Annotated in this window: 15 protein-coding genes; 6 read left to right on the top strand and 9 right to left on the bottom strand. The window is 63.9% G+C overall.

The features are described from left to right. Positions 1-11 precede the first annotated feature (11 nt). Positions 12-1,316: a citrate:proton symporter gene (locus tag ACFY9W_RS21930; RefSeq protein WP_391134592.1), complete on the top strand. Its 1,305-nt coding sequence runs from the start codon at positions 12-14 to the stop codon at positions 1,314-1,316. A gap of 44 nt (positions 1,317-1,360) precedes the next feature. Next, positions 1,361-2,614, top strand: a complete 1,254-nt coding sequence (locus ACFY9W_RS21925; protein WP_391134589.1) for an OprD family outer membrane porin — start codon at positions 1,361-1,363, stop codon at positions 2,612-2,614. Positions 2,615-2,666: 52 nt separating this feature from the next. On the opposite strand, the gene ACFY9W_RS21920 is transcribed toward ACFY9W_RS21925, so the two are convergent. Both ACFY9W_RS21920 and soxR read right to left on the bottom strand, forming a co-directional pair. After that, entirely contained in the window at positions 2,667-2,915 is a 249-nt protein-coding gene (locus tag ACFY9W_RS21920) for a CsbD family protein (protein ID WP_391134586.1), read from the bottom strand. A 231-nt stretch (positions 2,916-3,146) separates the two neighbouring features. Further along, entirely contained in the window at positions 3,147-3,602 is a 456-nt protein-coding gene (gene soxR, locus ACFY9W_RS21915) for a redox-sensitive transcriptional activator SoxR (RefSeq protein ID WP_391134583.1), read from the bottom strand. 84 nt (positions 3,603-3,686) lie between these two features. Here soxR and ACFY9W_RS21910 point away from each other — a divergent pair, with 84 nt between their 5' ends. Next, positions 3,687-4,778, top strand: a complete 1,092-nt coding sequence (locus ACFY9W_RS21910) for an efflux RND transporter periplasmic adaptor subunit (RefSeq protein WP_391134580.1) — start codon at positions 3,687-3,689, stop codon at positions 4,776-4,778. A gap of 2 nt (positions 4,779-4,780) precedes the next feature. Then, positions 4,781-7,864 carry a MexW/MexI family multidrug efflux RND transporter permease subunit gene (locus tag ACFY9W_RS21905; protein WP_391134577.1) on the top strand — a complete coding sequence of 1,028 codons (3,084 nt, stop codon included), beginning with the start codon at positions 4,781-4,783 and terminating at the stop codon, positions 7,862-7,864. 139 nt (positions 7,865-8,003) lie between these two features. Here the strand turns inward: ACFY9W_RS21905 and ACFY9W_RS21900 are convergent, their stop codons facing one another. Then, the gene (locus tag ACFY9W_RS21900) at positions 8,004-8,741 is read right to left on the bottom strand and encodes a GntR family transcriptional regulator (protein WP_391134575.1); all 738 of its coding nucleotides are present in this window, start codon (positions 8,739-8,741) and stop codon (positions 8,004-8,006) included. Between the two features lie 118 nt (positions 8,742-8,859). Here ACFY9W_RS21900 and ACFY9W_RS21895 point away from each other — a divergent pair, with 118 nt between their 5' ends. Both ACFY9W_RS21895 and ACFY9W_RS21890 read left to right on the top strand, forming a co-directional pair. Further along, positions 8,860-10,215, top strand: a complete 1,356-nt coding sequence (locus ACFY9W_RS21895) for a lyase family protein (protein WP_391134572.1) — start codon at positions 8,860-8,862, stop codon at positions 10,213-10,215. A 68-nt stretch (positions 10,216-10,283) separates the two neighbouring features. After that, positions 10,284-11,585, top strand: coding sequence for a cation:dicarboxylate symporter family transporter (locus ACFY9W_RS21890; protein WP_105945280.1), 1,302 nt, complete (start codon positions 10,284-10,286; stop codon positions 11,583-11,585). Positions 11,586-11,736: 151 nt separating this feature from the next. Here the strand turns inward: ACFY9W_RS21890 and ACFY9W_RS21885 are convergent, their stop codons facing one another. From ACFY9W_RS21885 to ACFY9W_RS21860, 6 genes are all read right to left on the bottom strand, one after another. Further along, the gene (locus ACFY9W_RS21885) at positions 11,737-13,251 is read right to left on the bottom strand and encodes a DHA2 family efflux MFS transporter permease subunit (protein WP_391134568.1); all 1,515 of its coding nucleotides are present in this window, start codon (positions 13,249-13,251) and stop codon (positions 11,737-11,739) included. Beyond that, positions 13,241-14,386: an efflux RND transporter periplasmic adaptor subunit gene (locus ACFY9W_RS21880; protein ID WP_391134565.1), complete on the bottom strand. Its 1,146-nt coding sequence runs from the start codon at positions 14,384-14,386 to the stop codon at positions 13,241-13,243. The genes ACFY9W_RS21885 and ACFY9W_RS21880 overlap by 11 nt, the downstream gene beginning before the upstream one ends. Positions 14,387-14,546: 160 nt before the next feature. Next, positions 14,547-15,965: an efflux transporter outer membrane subunit gene (locus ACFY9W_RS21875; protein ID WP_391134562.1), complete on the bottom strand. Its 1,419-nt coding sequence runs from the start codon at positions 15,963-15,965 to the stop codon at positions 14,547-14,549. A 104-nt stretch (positions 15,966-16,069) separates the two neighbouring features. After that, positions 16,070-16,780: a helix-turn-helix domain-containing protein gene (locus ACFY9W_RS21870; RefSeq protein ID WP_391134559.1), complete on the bottom strand. Its 711-nt coding sequence runs from the start codon at positions 16,778-16,780 to the stop codon at positions 16,070-16,072. Positions 16,781-16,941: 161 nt separating this feature from the next. Then, a complete protein-coding gene (locus ACFY9W_RS21865; protein ID WP_391134766.1) occupies positions 16,942-17,208 on the bottom strand; it encodes a cupin domain-containing protein in 267 nt (88 codons plus the stop codon). An 84-nt stretch (positions 17,209-17,292) separates the two neighbouring features. Further along, positions 17,293-17,736: an acetyltransferase gene (locus ACFY9W_RS21860; protein ID WP_391134557.1), complete on the bottom strand. Its 444-nt coding sequence runs from the start codon at positions 17,734-17,736 to the stop codon at positions 17,293-17,295. Positions 17,737-18,265 lie beyond the last annotated feature (529 nt).

The following is an 18,265-nucleotide window of genomic DNA, read 5'->3' as shown; positions in this document are numbered from 1 at the left end:
AGAGAAAGACCATGCTCGCACTCCTGGGCCTGATCATGGTGGTGACGTTCACCTACCTGATCATGAGCAAGCGCCTGTCGCCTATCGTTGCGCTGACCGTTGTCCCGATTGTTTTTGCCGTCATCGGCGGGTTTGCCCCCGAGCTGGGCAAGATGATGCTCGACGGCCTGAAAATGGTCGCGCCATCGGCCGCTTTGCTGCTGTTTGCCATCCTGTTCTTCGGCCTGATGATCGATGCCGGGCTGTTCGATCCGCTGATCCGCAAGATCCTCAAACGGGTGAATGGCGACCCGGTCAAGATCGCCATCGGTACGGCGCTGCTGTCACTGCTGGTGGCGCTGGACGGTGACGGCACCACCACCTACATGATCACCTGTGCGGCCATGCTGCCGCTGTACAAGCGCATCGGCATGAACCCGATGATCCTGGCCACCGTGGCCATGCTGTCGCTGAGCATCATGAGCGGCTTGAGCCCCTGGGGCGGGCCGGCCACGCGGGCCATCGCCGCGCTCGGGCTGGACGCCAGCGAATACTTCATCCCGATGTTGCCGACCATGATCGGCGGTGCAGCCTGGGTGGTGTTCACTGCTTTTCTGCTGGGGCGCACCGAACGCCGTCGTATCGGCAACATCGCGCTGGAGTCTGGCGGTGGCAACTGCTACATCAAGGAAATCCTCGGCGACAACCCGTGCAAGCGCCCGCGGCTGGCCTATGTCAACCTGCTGCTGGTGATTGCCGTGATGACGGCGCTGGTGATGGGGCTGATGCATGCCGCCATTCTGTTCATGATCGGCTTTGTTACCGCGTTGATGGTCAACTACCCGCAGCTGGAGTTGCAGAAAGAACGCATCCTGGCGCACTCGGGTAACGCCATGACCGTGGTGCTGCTGGTGTTTGCTGCGGGTATCTTTGCCGGGATCTTCTCGGGCACCAAGATGGTCGACGCCCTGGCGCAAACCCTGGTGGACTGGATTCCCGAAGAATGGGGCCACTGGTTCCCGTTGGTGGTGGCGCTGACCAGCATGCCACTGACCTTCGTGCTGTCCAACGACGCTTACTACTTTGGCGTGGTGCCGATCCTGGCCAACGCCGCAGCGGCCTATGGCATCGACCCGCTGGAAATTGCCCGCGCTTCGGTCCTTGGCCAGCCGGTGCACCTGATGAGCCCGTTGGTGGCTTCGACGTTGCTGCTGGTGGGCATGGTCGACCGTGACATCGGTGACTTCCAGAAGGCCACCTTCAAATGGGCCGTGCTCACCTCGCTGGTGATCACCGCGCTGGCCCTGCTTACAGGTGCTCTGTCGTTCTTCGTCTGAGCCCTGTCTGCACACTTTCAAATAACAACAATAGAGTACCGATCATGTCCCGAGTTGTATTCCGTGGGGCCACCTGTGGCCTGCTCTGCGGCTGGCTGCCTGTTGCCGGCGCGGCTGGTTTTATCGAAGACAGCACGCTCAAGTTGCAGTTGCGCAATGTCTACTTCAATGAAAACTTCCGTGATGAGCAGGGCATGAGTGCACGCGCCGCCGCGACTGCCAAAAGTGAGCGGGTCGAGTGGGCACAGGGCTTTCTGCTCGACTACCAGTCAGGGTATACGCCAGGTGTGCTGGGCGTGGGCATCGATGCCCTCGGCCTGCTGGGTACCCGGCTCGACTCCGGTCGCGGGCGCAGTGGCACGGGGCTTTTGCCGGTGCATGACGATGGCCGTGCGGCGCAAGAGTTTGCCAGCGCCGGGGTAACGGCCAAGGCTCGCCTGGGCAAGTCTGTGCTCAAGCACGGCACGTTGCTGCCCAAGACGCCGGTGCTGGTCTACAACGATGCGCGGCTGCTGCCGCAGACGTATCAGGGCACGCAGCTGACCAGTACGGACATTGACGGGCTGACATTGAGCGCCGGTCACCTGGACCGCTTCAAGCAGCGGGACTCAGCCGACAGCACAGGCCTGTATCTGGACGGCTACGGCGGTACCAGGTCGGGGGATTTCACGTTTGCAGGTGCTGAGTACAGCGTCAGCAAGCCGCTGCGCCTGAGCTACTTCCATGGCCAGCTTGAGCACTTCTACCGCCAGGACTTCGTCGGCCTGGTGCATGACCTGCCGCTGGCCGGTGGGGTGCTGACCACTGACCTGCGCTACTTCAAAAGCCGTGACAGCGGTACGGCCTACGGCGGTGCCATCGACAACGACATGCTCAGCGGCCAGCTGGCGTATGCGCACTCCGGCCATACCGTCGGCGCGGGCTACCAGGTGCTCAATGGCGAGGCTGGGCTGCCATACATCAGCGGTGCGACGGTGTATTCGTTCAGCAACGTGGGTATCGGCAAGTTCATCGAGGAAGAGGAAAAGACCTGGATGGCCAGCTACGCCTACAACTTTGCGGCAGCAGGTGTGCCGGGCCTGACTTTCATGGCGCGATACCTGAGTGGCGATAATGGCCGCTCGGGTGCCGAGGGCATCAAGGAGTGGGAGCGTGACGCCGAGATTGCCTACGTGGTGCAGGCCGGGCCGCTGAAAGGGCTGGGCGTGAAGTTGCGTAACTATGTGTACCGTTCGGATTTCGCCCGTGGGCGCGACAGCAACCGCTTGTACCTTACCTACGATATCGCCCTCTGGTGATGCCGCGGGCCGGATGGTATACCCGGCCCTGGCCCTGCTTGCGGTGCCCTGTTCAGCGGCGCAGCAGGCGAGACACCAGCAGCGTGGCGGCAGCCGTGATGGCCAGTGCGGCGAACGGTTTTTCCTTTACGAACGAAGACACGCTGTCCAGGGCATCACCATAGCTTTTGGTCAGCTGGCCTGCGGCCTGACGCCCATCGCCTTCGGCTTCCAGTGCCGGGTCTTCGATCAGTCTGCCAACAGCGCTTTGCGCCTTGCCTGCGAGGTTCTCTGCAACGCCTTCGATCTGTTCGCGTTTCATGATGGCTTAGTTCCTTCCTGTGAGCGGCTTGGGTTAACGGCACAGGGTTAGGGCGTTGGCAGGTCGCAATGGTTCCAAAAAGCTGGCCCGCCCCTGTGGGAGCGGCCTTGTGTCGCGAAAGGGCCGCACAGCGGCCCCCTGATTTCAGCAAGATGCAGAAATTGCTGGGGCTGCTTTGCAGCCCTTTCGCGACACAAGGCCGCTCCCACAATGTTTGCGCAAGTCTGCAGGCTAGCGGGCTTTCTTCTCAAGGATCCGCGCCCCGGTGCCTTCTTTGGCCAGTACATCCTCTGGGTTGCGCAGCGGGCAATCTTCCAGCGACAGGCAGCCGCACCCAATGCAGTTGTCCAGGCTGTCGCGCAGCGCCTCCAGCGTGCGGATGCGGGCGTTCAGGTCTTCGCGCCAGGCCGTGGACATCTCGCCCCATTGCGCCGCCGTGAGCTTGCTGTTGGGCGCATAACGGCTGAACGCCTGCTTGATTTCCTCCAGCGGAATACCGGTGCGTTGCGCCACCTTGATGATCGCCAGCGTACGCAGCACCAGCGAGGGAAAGCGGCGCTGGTTGCCGGCTGTGCGGACACTGGCGATCAGCCCCTTGGACTCGTAGAAGTGCAGCGCAGACACCGCCACGCCGCTGCGTTTGGCCACTTCGCCTACCGTGAGCATCCGCGTGTTGTCCGCTGCCATGCCTGTTGACCTCAAGTTAAGTTGAGCTCTTATAGTCCTGCCCGACCTTCCCCGCAACCGCTTTCCTGATGATCGGAGCACTGCATGAACAAAAGGACGTTACTGGCCTGCGCCGGCGCCGTGGCAGGTGTGCTGGCCGCTGCCTATGCGCTGGTAGGTAGTGGTTCGGCACCACCCGCTACGGCGGCGTGGCCTGCAACCAAGGTGGCGCTGGCCACCGCCGAACAGGTGCAGGTGGCGCGGCAGAACTTTGCCTCGGGGGAGCTTGAGGCGGTCAACCAGGTGCAGGTGGCGGCGGAGGTGGCAGGGCGCATTACCGCCATCGCGTTCGAGTCGGGGCAGGCGGTAATGGTCGGGCAGGTGCTGGTGCAACTCAATGACGCGCCGGAGCAGGCCCAGCGTGTGCAATTGCGGGCCAAGCTGCGTAACGCCGAGGTGGTGTTGCAGCGCAGCCGCAAACTGCTGGCAATGCATGCCGTTTCGCAGGAACTGTTCGACAACGCGGCCACGTCCGTGGATGTGGCCCGTGGCGAGTTGCAGCACGTCGAGGCGCTGATTGCGCAGAAGGCCATCCGTGCGCCGTTTGCCGGCAAGCTCGGCATCCGTCGGGTACATCAGGGCCAATACCTGGGCGCTGGCGAGACCATCGTCAGCCTGGCAGACACCCGCCAATTGCATGTCAACTTTTCCTTGGGCGAGCAGGCTGCCCCCGGCGTACACGTCGGGCAGGTGCTGACACTGGGTGTGGATGCCGTGCGCAGCCAAGGTTTCCAGGCCCAGGTAGTGGCGGTCGACCCGGTTATCAGCAAGGCGCGCCTGGTGCAGGTGCAGGCAGCCCTGCCGAACCCGGACGGGCTGTTGCAGCCGGGCATGTACGCCAGCGTGCGCCTGGATGCTGCGCAGCCGTCGACCGTGCTGGCCGTGCCGGAAACCGCAATCACCTACACCGCCTATGGGCAGACAGTGTTCGTTGCGACCCAGGATGTGCAACAGGGCACCCGGGTCGGCCGAGTACGGGTTACCACCGGTGAGCGCTGGCAGGGGCGGGTGGAGGTGACCTCCGGGCTGGCGCCAGGTGACCGGGTGGTGGTATCCGGCCAGCTCAAGCTGAGCGATGGCATGCCGGTCGAGCCGGTGGCGCAGGATAGCTTGCAGGCCAACCTGGGAGGGCGGTAGCCATGAAATTTACCGATCTGTTTGTGCGCCGCCCGGTGCTGGCGCTGGTGGTCAGCAGCCTGATCATCCTGTTGGGGCTGTTTGCCATGGGCAAGCTGCCGATCCGCCAGTACCCGTTGCTGGAAAGCTCGACCATCACCATCAGCACCGAGTACCCCGGCGCCTCCGCCGAGCTGATGCAAGGCTTCGTGACCCAGCCGATTACCCAGGCGGTGTCATCGGTGGAGGGCATCGACTACCTGTCCTCGTCGTCGCAGCAGGGGCGCAGCCTGATCACCCTGCGCATGGTGCTGAACCGCGATTCGACCCAGGCGTTGGCCGAGACCATGGCCAAGGTCAACCAGGTGCGCTATCGCCTGCCGGAAAAGGCCTACGACCCGGTGGTGGAACTGTCGGCAGGTGACTCCACGGCTGTGGCCTACGTGGGTTTTGCCAGCGATACCCTGTCGATACCCGAGCTGAGCGATTACCTGTCGCGGGTAGTGGAACCGCAGTTCTCCGGCATCGATGGCGTAGCCAAGGTGCAGTCGTTTGGCGGGCAGCGCCTGGCGATGCGCCTGTGGCTGGACAGCGAGCGCATGGCCGGGCGCGGAGTGACGGCAGCCGATGTGGCGCAGGCGGTGCGTGCCAACAACTACCAGGCAACACCGGGCCAGGTGCGCGGGCAGTATGTGCTGGCCGATATCCAGGTGGACACCGACCTCACCCGGGTCGAGGACTTTCGCGAGCTGATCATCCGTAGCGCGGGCACCGACCTGGTGCGCCTGCGCGATGTCGGCACTGTCGAGCTGAGTGCGGCGGCCACCCAGACCAGTGCCACCATGGACGGCAAGCCGGCCGTGCACCTTGGCCTGTTCCCCACGCCGGCCGGCAACCCGCTGGTGATTGTCGAGGGCATTCGCCAACTGCTGCCGCAGATTCAGCAGACCCTGCCACCGGGTGTGCATGTGGCGTTGGCGTACGAGACCGCACGGTTCATCGACGCCTCCATCCACGAGGTGCTGCGCACGCTGGTAGAAGCGATGCTGATCGTGGTGCTGGTGATCTGGCTGTGCCTGGGCTCGCTGCGCAGTGTGATGATTGCAGTGGTGGCCATCCCGTTGTCGATGCTCGGCGCCGCAGGCTTGATGCTGCTGTTCGGCTTCAGCCTCAACCTGCTGACCTTGCTGGCGATGGTGTTGGCCATCGGCCTGGTGGTAGACGATGCCATCGTGGTGGTGGAGAACGTGCACCGCCATATCGAAGAGGGCAAGTCGCCGGTTGCTGCGGCACTGGCGGGTGCGAGGGAAATTGCCGGGCCGGTGATTGCCATGACCCTCACGCTGGCGGCGGTGTATGCGCCGATCGGGCTGATGGGCGGGCTGACCGGTACGCTGTTCCGCGAATTCGCCCTGACGCTGGCAGGGGCGGTGATCGTGTCTGGCGTGGTGGCGCTTACCTTGTCGCCGGTGATGTGCTCGCTGCTGCTGCAACCCGGTCAGCAGCACGGCGCAATGGCCAACCTGGCGGACCGTGTGTTCGGGGCGCTGACCGGGGCATACGGGCGCGTGTTGGCCTACATTCTGTCTCATCGCTGGATCAGTGGCGGCGTGGTACTGCTGGTGTGCCTTAGCCTGCCCTGGCTGTACCTGCTGCCACAGCGCGAACTGGCACCCCCCGAGGACCAGGCGGCGGTGCTCACGGCCATCAAGTCGCCGCAGCATGCCAGCCTGGAATATGCGGAACGCTTTGCGCTGAAGCTCGACCAGGTGATGAAGTCCATTGCCGAAACCACCGACACCTGGATCATCAACGGCACCGACGGCCCGGCCGCCAGCTTTGGCGGCATCAACCTCAGTGCCTGGCAGGCCCGCGAGCGCTCGGCTGCGCAGGTGCAGGCGCACCTTCAGCAGGCGGTAGCGGACATCGAAGGCAGCAGCATTTTTGCCTTCCAGGTGGCCTCGCTGCCGGGCTCCAGCGGTGGGTTGCCGGTGCAGATGGTGCTGCGCAGTGCCGGGGATTACCCTGAGCTCTACCAGACCATGGAAGCCCTCAAGCAGCGTGCACGCGACAGTGGCCTGTTCGCCGTGGTGGACAGTGACCTGGACTACAACAACCCGGTGGTGAAGGTGCGCATCGACCGGGCCAAGGCAGCCAGCCTGGGCATCAGCATGCAGGCCATCGGCGAGTCGCTGGGCGTGCTGGTGGGCGAGCAGTACGTTAATCGCTTCGCCCTGTTCGGGCGTTCCTACGACGTTATCCCGCAGAGCATTCAGGACCAACGCCTGACGCCGGCAGCGCTGAACCGCCAGTATGTGCGCGCCGAGGACGACAGCCTGGTGCCGCTGGCCACGGTGGTGCACCTGGATATCGAGGTTGCGCCCAATCGCCTGCTGCAATTTGACCAGCAGAATGCCAGTACCTTGCAGGCGATCCCGGCGCCGGGTGTGTCGATGGGCAACGCCGTGGCATTTCTCGAGCAACTGGCCAGTGAGTTGCCACCTGGCTTCAGCCACGACTGGCAATCGGAATCACGCCAGTACGTGCAGGAAGGTTTTGCCCTGATGTGGGCGTTTCTTGCCGCACTGGTGGTGATTTACCTGGTGCTGGCGGCGCAGTACGAAAGCCTGGTGGACCCGCTGATCATCCTGGTGACCGTGCCGCTGTCGATCTGTGGTGCACTACTGCCGCTGGCACTGGGGTGGGCCACGCTGAACATCTACACGCAGATCGGCCTGGTGACACTGATCGGGCTGATCAGCAAGCACGGCATCCTGATGGTGGAGTTCGCCAACGAGATTCAGGTGCGTGACAACCTGGCCCGCGCCGAGGCTATCGTGCGCGCTGCGCAGATACGTTTGCGGCCGGTGCTGATGACCACGGCGGCGATGACCTTCGGCGTGCTGCCGCTGCTGTTCGCCAGCGGTGCCGGGGCCAACAGCCGTTTCGGGCTGGGGGTGGTGATTGTGTGCGGGATGCTGGTGGGGACGTTGTTCACCCTGTTTGTGCTACCGACGGTGTATGGGTGGCTGGCGCGGGATCACAGGGTGGTGACGGTGCGCAGCAAGCAATTGATCGAGGCCGAACAGCAATTGCGGTTGCAGTAGGCGCAGCAGGTTGGCGCAAGACCTGAATGCAAGTACAAGTCCCTGTGGGAGCGGGCTTGCCCGCGAACACCGGCGAAGCCGGTGCCATACACCGCGTTGCATTTTTCGCGGGCGAGCGCGCTCCCACAGGGGGCGTGGATCAGCTGGGTGAGCGATCCCGGCGCATCTGGGTTACCAGGGTAAAGCGGTCATCCGGGTGTACCGTCTCGGACACGGCCATCAAATCACCATTCTCCTCGCGGTAATGGCGGATGATCTTCAACCCCGGTGAGCCCGCTTCGGCCTTCAGCGCGCGGGCCATTTCCGCGGTCAGCAGCACTGCACGCACCTGCTGATCGACCACCGCGATCGCCCGGCCATAGTGCTGCTCGATCAAGCCTGCGATCAGTTGGTCGGGGTGCTCGCGGGCCCGTTCGATCACCTCGGCATAGTCGCGCTGCGCGTACACATCGGTCCAGCACAGCGGCGCCGCATTGTGCGCGCGATCAACGCGAATGCTCGACACGCAGAAGTAATGCTCACCCGGCACCAGCCCAAGCCGCGCCGCTTCGCTCAAATCGGCCACGAAGTGGCGCACGTCCTGGATTTCCCGCTGCTGGGTTTCGGCCAGGTGGGCAAGGTCGGCCACGCTGGCCAGCGATTGCGAATAACCGCCGCGTGGGCTGCTGGCCTCGACCCGGGTGCCCACACGCTTGCGCCGCGACACCAGCCCCTGATTGAGCAACTGGTCGATCGCCGCGCGCACCGTGTGCCGGCTGACACTGTACAGGTCGCACAGCTCGAACTCGGTCGGCAGCAGGCTGCCAACCGGGTAACGGCCGCTGGCGATGCCTTCCATCAAGTCCTTTGCCACGGTGGTGTAGCGGGTCGGGTTCATACCTTTGGTCTGTCTCGCAAATTTCATCGGTTGACAGTGTAACAGCGACAGGGCAAGAATTATGTACGGACATAAACAATATGTCCGGTCAAAAAATAACATTTCAGGATCCCTGCCCATGTCCACCACCGTTTTCGATTCCACCCTGTTCCGCGACATGTTCGGCACCGCCGAAATGCGTGCGGTGTTCTCCGACAAATCGCTGATCGAGCGTTACATCGAAGTGGAAGTGGCCTTGGCCAAGGCCGAAGCCCGCTGCGGCGTGATCCCTGCCGAAGCCGCCGTGCAGATTGCCGAGCTGTCGCGTTACGAGGCGCTGGACCTGGCGCTGATGCAGCACGAGACTGAAATCGTCGGTTACCCGATCCTGCCGCTGGTCGAGCAGCTGTCGAAGCTGTGTGGCGAGGCTGGCCGCTATGTGCACTGGGGGGCGACTACCCAGGACATCATGGACACCGCCGTGGTATTGCAGGTGCGCGCCGCATTGGCCATCGTCGAACGTGACATCCAGGCCGTGCGTGGCCTGCTGGCCGAACTGGCGCTGCGCTACCGCGATACGCCGATGGCTGGCCGCACCCACCTGCAACACGCGCTGCCGATCACCTTCGGCTACAAATGCGCGGTGTGGCTGAGCATGTTCGACCGCCATGCCGAGCGCCTGGTCGAACTGCGCCCGCGAGTGGAAGTGGGGCAGTTCGCCGGTGCTGCCGGTACCCTGGCCTCGCTGGGCGACAAAGGCCTGGAAGTGCAAGCCGCGCTGATGGCCGAACTGGGCCTGGGCGTGCCGCAAGCCACCTGGCACGTTGCCCGTGACGGCCTGGCCGAAACCCTGAACTTCCTGGGCCTGGTCAGCGCCTCGTTGGGCAAGGTGGCGCTGGATATCATGATGATGATGACCAGCGAACTGGGCGAAGCCTACGAGCCGTTCGTCAAGGGCCGTGGCGCCAGCAGCACCATGCCGCAAAAGCGCAACCCGATCTCCTGCGAGCTGATGTACGCCGCCGCCAAGGGCGTGCGCCAGCAGGCCGGGCTGATGCTCGACGCCATGATCCAGGACTTCGAGCGCTCCACCGGCCCGTGGCAGGCCGAATGGATCGCCGTCCCTGAAGCCTTCGCCTTGACCGGTGCCTCGCTGGCGCAAGCACGCTTCATGCTGGCCGGCCTGGACGTACGCACCGAGCGCATGCGCAAGAACCTGGACATGACCCAGGGCCTGATCGTTGCCGAGGCGGTGATGATGGGCCTGGCCCCGGCGCTGGGCCGCCAGGTGGCGCACGATGTGGTCTATGCCGCCTGCCGTATGGCCAACGACCAGGGCATCAGCCTGCTGGAAGCCTTGAAGGCCCAGGGTGAAGCCACCGCGCGCCTGGACCTGGCGACGCTCGAGCAGCTGTGCGACCCGACCAACTACCTGGGCCTGGCGCCGCAGATGGTTGACCAGGCCCTGGCCCGCCCAGGTGCCGTTGCCCGCTGATACGCCCGTGGCCCGGCACCCCCGGGCCACGACCTGTGTTTACGTACAATAACAATGAGAACGCTACCATGGCTTCCACTTCGAAAAAGCCGCTGTACAAGGACCTGACTTTCCAGGTGCTTGCCGCGATGCTGCTGGGCATCGCTTTCGGTTTCCTCGCCCCCGAGCTTGCTGCCAAGTTCAAGATCCTGGGGGACATCTTTCTCAAACTGATCAAGACCGCTGTTGCACCGCTGGTGTTCTTCACCGTGGTCCATGGCATTGCTTCGGCCGGTGATATCAAGCGGGTCGGGAAAGTGGGCTGGCGTGCGCTGGTGTACTTCGAACTGCTGTCCACCCTGGCGCTGGCGCTGGGCTTGCTGTGGGGCAACCTGATCAGCATCGGCTCGGGCATGCACGGCGCACACGCCAGCAGCGCCGCATCGGCAGCGGCCAGCGCCGCCGTCGCCAAGGGCCATGCGCCGGCCTCGACCATGGACTTCATCTACAACATTTTCCCCGACAACTTCGTGGGGGCCTTTGCCGGTGGCCAGTTGTTGCAGGTGCTGGTGATCGCCGTGCTGTTCGGTTTTGCCTTGCTGGCCTTGAAACATGAGCGCCGGGCGGTGATCGAGGACGGCCTGAACCGGGTGTCGGAGTGCTTCTTCGAGTTCATCAACCTGATCATGAAGTTCGCCCCGCTGGGTGCGTTCGGCTCGGTGGCCTATGCGGTGGGCAGCAACGGCTCGGCGGTGCTGATGTCGCTGGCCAACCTGGTGCTCATGTTCTACGTGGCGGTCGCGTTCTTCCTGTTCGTGGTGCTGGGGGCTGTGTGCCGGTTGTCGGGGTTCAGCCTGTGGCGCTTCCTGAAGTACATCAAGGACGAGATTTTCATCGTGCTGGGCACCGCTTCGTCCGAGAGCGCACTGCCGCGTTTGCTGCAAAAGCTCGAACGCTTCGGCTGCTCGAAGCAGAGCGTGGGCCTGGTGCTGCCGACAGGTTATGCCTTCAACCTGGATGGCACCTCGATCTACATGTCGATGTGCGTACTCTTCATTGCCAACGCCTACGGTGTGCCGCTGGGTTGGGAGCAGCAATTGGGCATCCTGGCGATCATGCTGGTGACCTCCAAGGGCGCGGCGGCCGTGTCGGGCGGCAGCTTCGTGGTGTTCGCCGCCACGGTGACCGCCATTGGCGTGTTGCCGGTGGAAGGGCTGGCGCTGCTGTTTGGGGTGTACCGCTTCATGTCCATGGCCATGGCTACCTGCAACACCATCGGTAATAGCGTGGCGACGGTGGTGGTTGCCAAATGGGCGGGGGAGTTTACCGAGCAGAGCGCGCGTGAAGAGTATTCGCGGGTGTTGGGGCGGGCGCCCGGGGCAGCGCTCTGATGTACTCGGTTGCTTGACAGATTTTGGGGCTGCTTTGCAGCCCTTTCGCGACACAAGGCCGCTCCCACAGGAGATGTGTAACCCTCCTGCGGTGGGGTCTCCTGTGGGAGCGGCCTTGCGTCGCGAAAGGGGCGCAAAGCGCCCCCAAAATTTAACTGTTTTGCCTGGTCCGTAGCAGCAACGCCGCCAATGCACAGCCCACCAACGCCAGGCACGCCAGGTAAAACGCATCACTGTAAGCCATCAGGTATGCCTCTCGCCGAATCGTCCCCGCCAACCCCTCCAGCATCTGCTGTTGGTGCGGCAACCAGCTTTGCACTGTCTGATTGAGCCGTTCCTGCACACCAGGCTCGAATACCGTCACCTGCTCGTGAATGCGTTCACTGTGAAAGCGCTCACGGCTCGCCACCAGTTGCGTCAACCCGGCCGTGCCAATGGCACCGCCCAGGTTGCGCAGCATGGAGAACACTGCCGAAGCCGAGCCAGCTTCGCGCTTGTCCAGCCCGGCCACTGCCAGCACCGACAGCGCCACCATGATGAACGGCTGGCCAATGCCACGCACCACCGTGGACGGGATGATCACGTTGTCGGCACTGTCAGCGTTCAGGCTCGCACCCAGCCAGCAACCCAGCGCCATGATCAGGAAGCCGCTGGCAACCATGAACTTGGCACTGGTGCAGCCCATCAGGCGTGGCATCAGTGGCGCCAGCAGCAACTGCACCACGCCATAGGCAATCAGCGACACCCCCACGTCGTGCGCGCTGAAACCCTGCAGTTGCGACAGGTAGTTGGGCACCAGGAACACCAGGCCGAACGTGGCCGCGCCGAAGACGAACATCGCCACGCTGGCGACGCCGAAGTTGTAGCGGCCCAGCAAACGCAGGTTGATGAACGCGCGCTGGCCAAACAGCTGGGTTACCACGAACACCACCAGGGCCATGGCAGCGACCACACTCATGCCGACGATGAACGGCGAGCCGAACCAGTCCAGCCGGCCACCTTCCTCCAGCACGATCTGCAGGCCACCCAGGCCCACCACCATGGCCCCGATGCCCAGCCAGTCACCCTTGCGCAACAGTTCAAGCTTCATCGGCCTGGCCTCGATCGACCAGGCGATGGCGACCAGCAGTGCAATGCCGGGGAACAGTTGCAGGTAGAAGATCCAGCGCCATGAACAAGCATCGGTCAGCCAGCCGCCAATCGAGGGCCCGGCCGCCTGCGCCACGCTGTTGGCCAGGCTGAACAGCGTCATGCCCATGGCCATCTTGCTGGCCGGCAGCTCGGTGATGATCAGCTGGAACGACAGCGGGATCAGCACCGCGCCCGCTGCGCCCTGGACCACCCGGATGGCAATCATCGCCTCCAGGCTCGGGGCCCAGGAACAGGCCACCGAGGCCAGCAGGAAGATCAGCGAGCCGGTCCACATCACCCGGCGCAGCGAGAACACTTCCACCAGCCAGGCAGTCAGCGGAATCATCACGATTTCGGCCACCAGGTAAGCGGTAGAGATCCACGAGCCTTCTTCAAAGCTGGCGCCCAGCGAACCACGGATTTGCGGCAGGGCGGCGCTGGTGACATGCACGTTCATGCCGGCCATGAAACAGCCGAACAGGCCACCCAGCACCGCCACCCAGGCGCGCAGTGACACTGGTTGTTCAGTGGGCATCGGCAACCTCGGCAGGGCGGGTATGGACGGTGGTTACCACCGACATACCGGGCAGCACGTGCGGGCCGTCCAGCGGTTTGTCGAGCAGGATGCGCACCGGGAAACGCTGGACGATCTTGGTGAAGTTGCCGGTGGCGTTGTCGGATGGCAGCAGTGCGAAGACATTGCCCGAAGCCGGCGAAAAGCTGGCAACCCGGCCATGCAGCGTTTGACCGGCGAAGGTGTCGACACGGATTTCAACCGGTTGCCCCGGCCGCATGTGGGCCAACTGGGTTTCCTTGTAGTTGGCCACCACGTAGGCCTGCTGCACAGGCACCACAGCCAGCAGCGGCTGGCCAGGTACCACGTACTGGCCGGCGCGTACGCGGCGTTGGCCGACGATGCCAGTGATGGGGGCACGGATCACGGTGTCGTGTTCATCCTGTTCGGCCAGTACCCGGCGTGCCTGTGCGTGGGCCAAGGCCGCTTCCCGTTGCTTCAGTTCGGCGTCAGCCTGAGTGGCCTGAGCGTTGGCCATGGCCAGTTGCGAGCGCTGTTCGCGCAAGGCAGCCTGCATACCCTGCACGGCAGCCTGAGCCTGGGATGCAGCGGCACTGGCGCTTTCCAGGCGCTGGGCCGTTGCGGCATCGTCACGCACCAGGCCGCGGTAACGTTGCATGTCCAGCGCGCTGCGGTGGCGTTCGGCAATGGCACTGTGCACAGCTGCCTGTGCCTGGACGATGGCTTGTTTGCGCTGGTTGATGCGTTCGGCCGCTACCTGCTGGCTGGCCTGGGCGGCGGCCAGTGCTGCCTGGGCTTCGGCCACGCGGGCCTGGGCCTGGTCTAGCCGGGCCTGATAGTCGCGGCCTTGCAGGCGCACCAGCACATCGCCGGCGTTTACCGGTTGGTCGTCATCGACTTCTACCTTCGCCACGTAGCCGGCCACGCGTGGGCTCAAGGCCACCCAGTCGGCGCGTACGTAGGCGTCGTCTGTGGTTTCAAGGTAGCGGCCGGTGGTGAGCCAGTAGCTGGTGAAGGCCAGCAGGGCAGTTACTGCCAGGCTGCCGGTGGTGATGTAGGCGAGGCGGCGTCGGGGTATGGCGCTGGACTGCTGTTCAGTTCCGGCTGGAGCGGTTTGTTCTATGGCGGCATTCATGTCCGATTTCCATACTTGATTTTTGGGGCTGCTGCGCAGCCCTTCGCGGGCAAGCCCGCTCCCACAGGGATGGCGTTGTCTTCAGGCGTTGCGCAGTTTTTGTGGGAGCGGGCATGCCCGCGAAGGGCCGCAGAGTGGCCCCGTTTGTAGTGACCTGGAGCTACCAACGCCCACCCAGCGCGCGGAACAGGTTGACCTGCGCCTGTGCCAGCCGCCCTCGGGCTTCTACATGGCTGGCCCGCAGACGAATCAGTTCGCGCTCGCTGTCGAGCAAGGCCAGCCCGTCAACCGTGCCGGCGCGGTAATTGCCTTGGGCCAGCGCAAACCCCCGCTGGCTGTGTGCCAGGGCCGCGTCCAGCGCCTGCAAGCGCTGCCGTTCGCCGTCGTAACGTGCCAGCGCTTGGCGCACGTCCTTCAGCGCGCCCAGTGCCACGCCGTGGTAATGGGCCACCTGCGCCTGCTGCAACGCCTTGGCTTTAGCAACCCGAGCACGGTTGGCCTTGACGTTGGGGAACTCCCAGCGGATCAGCGGGCCGATGCCGAACACCAGCGCTTCGCTGTCGCCCAGGTTGGCAAGGTGATGGTCCGAGGACGTCAGCGAGGCGCCGAAGCTGACCTTCGGGTACAGGTCTGCCTGGACGATGTCGATTTCCAGCGTGGCGGCCTGCAGTTCACGCTCGGCCTGGCGCACATCCGGGCGGCGTTCAAGCAATTGCCAGCCATCGCCAGCGGGCAAGGGTGCCGACAGCGCAGGGATCGACGTGCAGGTGTGCGCCTCGGCCACAGCGGCCTCACCGCTGAGCATGCCCAGTTCGTACAGCGCCATCTGCCGCCGGGCTTCCAGCATCGGTAACCGTGCCCGCACCTGTTCCCGTAACCCCAGCAGGCGCTCGCTGTCCAGGGCGGTGGCAACGCCGGCCTGATGCTGGCGTGTGCTGAGTTGCACGCTGTGATCGAGCGATTGCAGCGACTGGCGGGCCGCATCCAGCCGGGCCGTGTACACACACTGGTCGATATAGGCACGGCTGGTTTGCGCCACCACATGCAGGCGCACCAGATCCCGTGCGGCCTGGGTGGCATCAGCTTGTACCCGCGCACGCTCGATGGCGGCACGCACCTGGCCCCAGATATCTACCTGGTAGGCCAGTTCGATGCCTGGGTTGAATTGCCATTGTGACGGGGCATGGCTGTCGGTGGCTTCGGCCAGGGTCTGGTCATCGGCGCTTTTGCCATAGGTAGCGGCAAACCCCACAGAAGTGGACGGCCAGCGCCTGGCATCGAATTCGCCGATGCCAGCGAGCATGGCCTGCACATTTGCGTCGGCCTGCGCCAGGTCCTGGTTGTGTGCCAGGGCTTGTTGCACCCAGCGGTCGAGCTGTGGGTCCTGGAACAGTGCCCACCAGCGTTCGGGAAGCGGTTGCTTGCTGGTGCCAGCCGGCAAGCTGGCCAGCGGGTCTGCCTGTAGTGCGGCGGGTGGCTCGATCGGCGCAGGTTGCCGGGCGCAAGCTGTAAGCAGGCTCAGTATGCCGAGGGCGGCACCAAGCCGGGCAGGGCAGGGGAATGATTGCAGTAAAGGCATCACGCACGTCGCTTGAAGGGTGGTGATGCGAGGTTAACGAGGGCGAGGCGGGCCTCGCTGCCGCAAGCGGGACAACCTTGCGCGCAATCGGGACAAGCTGAGCTTCAGTATCCGCGGGCGGCGATGTTCTGCCAGTCGCTGGGGGCGTAGCCGAGTATGCGTTTGAACATGGCAGCAAAGGCGCTGGCGCTCTGGTAGCCATGCTCCAGTGCGACGTTCAGGATCGGTTGGCCCTGTGCCAGGCATTGCTGGCTGAGCATCACCCGGGCCCGGGCGCGCCATTCGCCATACGACATGCCCACCTCGCGCTGAAACAGCCGCGCCACGCTGCGGGCACTCATGTTCAGTTGCGCGCCGCATTGTTCCAGGGTCAGGTCCTGGGCCGGGGCCTGCAAGAAGCGCTCGCACCAGGCCCGCAGCCGCGCCTGTTGCGGCAACGGCACAAAGGCATCGATGCGCCTGGCGGTGGCCAGTTCGCACTGGATCAGTGCCCGTACGTGTTGGCCGTCACGCAGGTCAAACAAACGTGACGCAGCCAGGATCAGTTCGTGCAGCAGGCCGGACACCACGATGACCTGGCAGCGCTCCACGCGCGCCTCAAGCAGCAAGGTACGCATGCACACCACGCCCTCCATGCGGATGGCATGGTTGACCCCGGCGGGCATCCACAAGGCATGCCCGCCGGGGATCACCCAGCTACCGCCGTCGCTACTGACCCGCATCACGCCGCTGGCGGCGTAGATCAGCTGGTCTTCGGCGTGGCAGTGGCTGGCGACCTCATCGCCGTGCCGGTAGTCCATTTCCAGTGCTTGCATGCGGGGCATCCTCAACAGTGGGTTCGAGTATACGTACCTTGAGTGATGCCCGGTTGTGGATGGTTGCGAGAAAATGCCTTTTGGTGGCTGTTATTGGCTATGTGAAACTCTAGAAAGACTAAAAATTGCTCTTGTGTTGATTGTGCCGAGTTTTCGAACTGTCAGATCCAGACATCATTCATGGCAGTACGCGCCCCCCCTTCATGCCCAGTGTTCAGAACACCTCGCGGCTCGATCATCATCAGTTTCGCCTCGCCTTGGGCTGCCGTCCGATGCTCGATGCCACGGGGCACCACGTACAGCTCCCCCGGGTGCACATGCACGCAGCCATCCGGCAGGTCGATGCGCAGGGTGCCTGCGAGCACCAGAAAGGCTTCGTCGGTTTCCGGGTGTGCGTGCCAGATGAATTCGCCTTCGATGCGCTCGATCCCACCCGGCTAGGCGCTGCGAATGACCCAGTCGGACGGCGGCTTGGGGGAGGCTTTGCGGTCCATCGCGGTATGTATTCCTGATCACGCCTGGGTGGGCAAGCTCATGTGCAGTAACGGGAATGGCCGGCCTTCGCCATCCAGTGGTGAGCGGCCTGTCTGGATGAAACCGTAATGCCGGTAGAAGCCCACAGCTTGCGGGTTTTGCTCGTTGACGTCGACGCTCATTGCAGTGCGCGATTGCTGGCCGAAGTCCAGCAGCGTGCGGCCGATGCCTTGCCCATGAAGGTCGGGGTCGACGAAGAGCATTTCCACGTGATGTTCGTTGAAGCCGATGAAGCCCTGCGGCTGGTCATCCGTGTCGACTGCTACCCACAACTCGACGGCCGGGAAGTAGATATCGCGCAGTTGTGGCAGCAACGCGTCGATGTCGGCGGGTTGCAGAAAGTGGTGCGTAGCGCGCACGGCGCGCAGCCAGATGTCGAGCAGCTGCGGGTAGTCGGCAGCGATGCCTTGGCGAATGATCATGAGGTCATCCTGAATGTATTGATGGCGGGTGGGCGCGCGAGTGAGTGGCGGCCATGCAAGGGTCGGCATCATGAATGACCGCTTCGCGAATCAACGCCTGGGCGGTGCACGGCAGGGAGGCCGGAAGGGAAGAGGCGGGAAGAGTACCCGGATTGTGTTGTGTGGGGCAATGCAGCCTGAGCCGGGCTTGAGAGATTGACCGCCAGTACCGGCCCTTTCGCGGGTGAACCCGCTCCCACAAGTGCAGCACTACCCTCAAGCCTGGTGCGGTACCTGTGGGAGATTCTATGGTTTCTGGCAATGGCATCAGGGTTGCCAGGTGCTCGCCACAGCATCTTCAGCGCCTGGGAGACCGAGCGCCGCGCGTGCGGCGCTCGGTCTCCCAGGCGCTGCATATCTTGTGGCTAACACCTGTAAGCCCTGATGCGATCTCTCTGTGGGAGATTCTATGGCCGGAGGCAAATTTTCAGTAGAAAAGCCCACGGCCTCTCTCAGCAACATCCAGGCACGAATCAGCCTGCCAGAGAAT

Source organism: Pseudomonas sp. NPDC008258, assembly GCF_042956345.1.
Classification (GTDB): domain Bacteria; phylum Pseudomonadota; class Gammaproteobacteria; order Pseudomonadales; family Pseudomonadaceae; genus Aquipseudomonas.
This window is presented reverse-complemented; position numbering and strand designations above follow the sequence as displayed.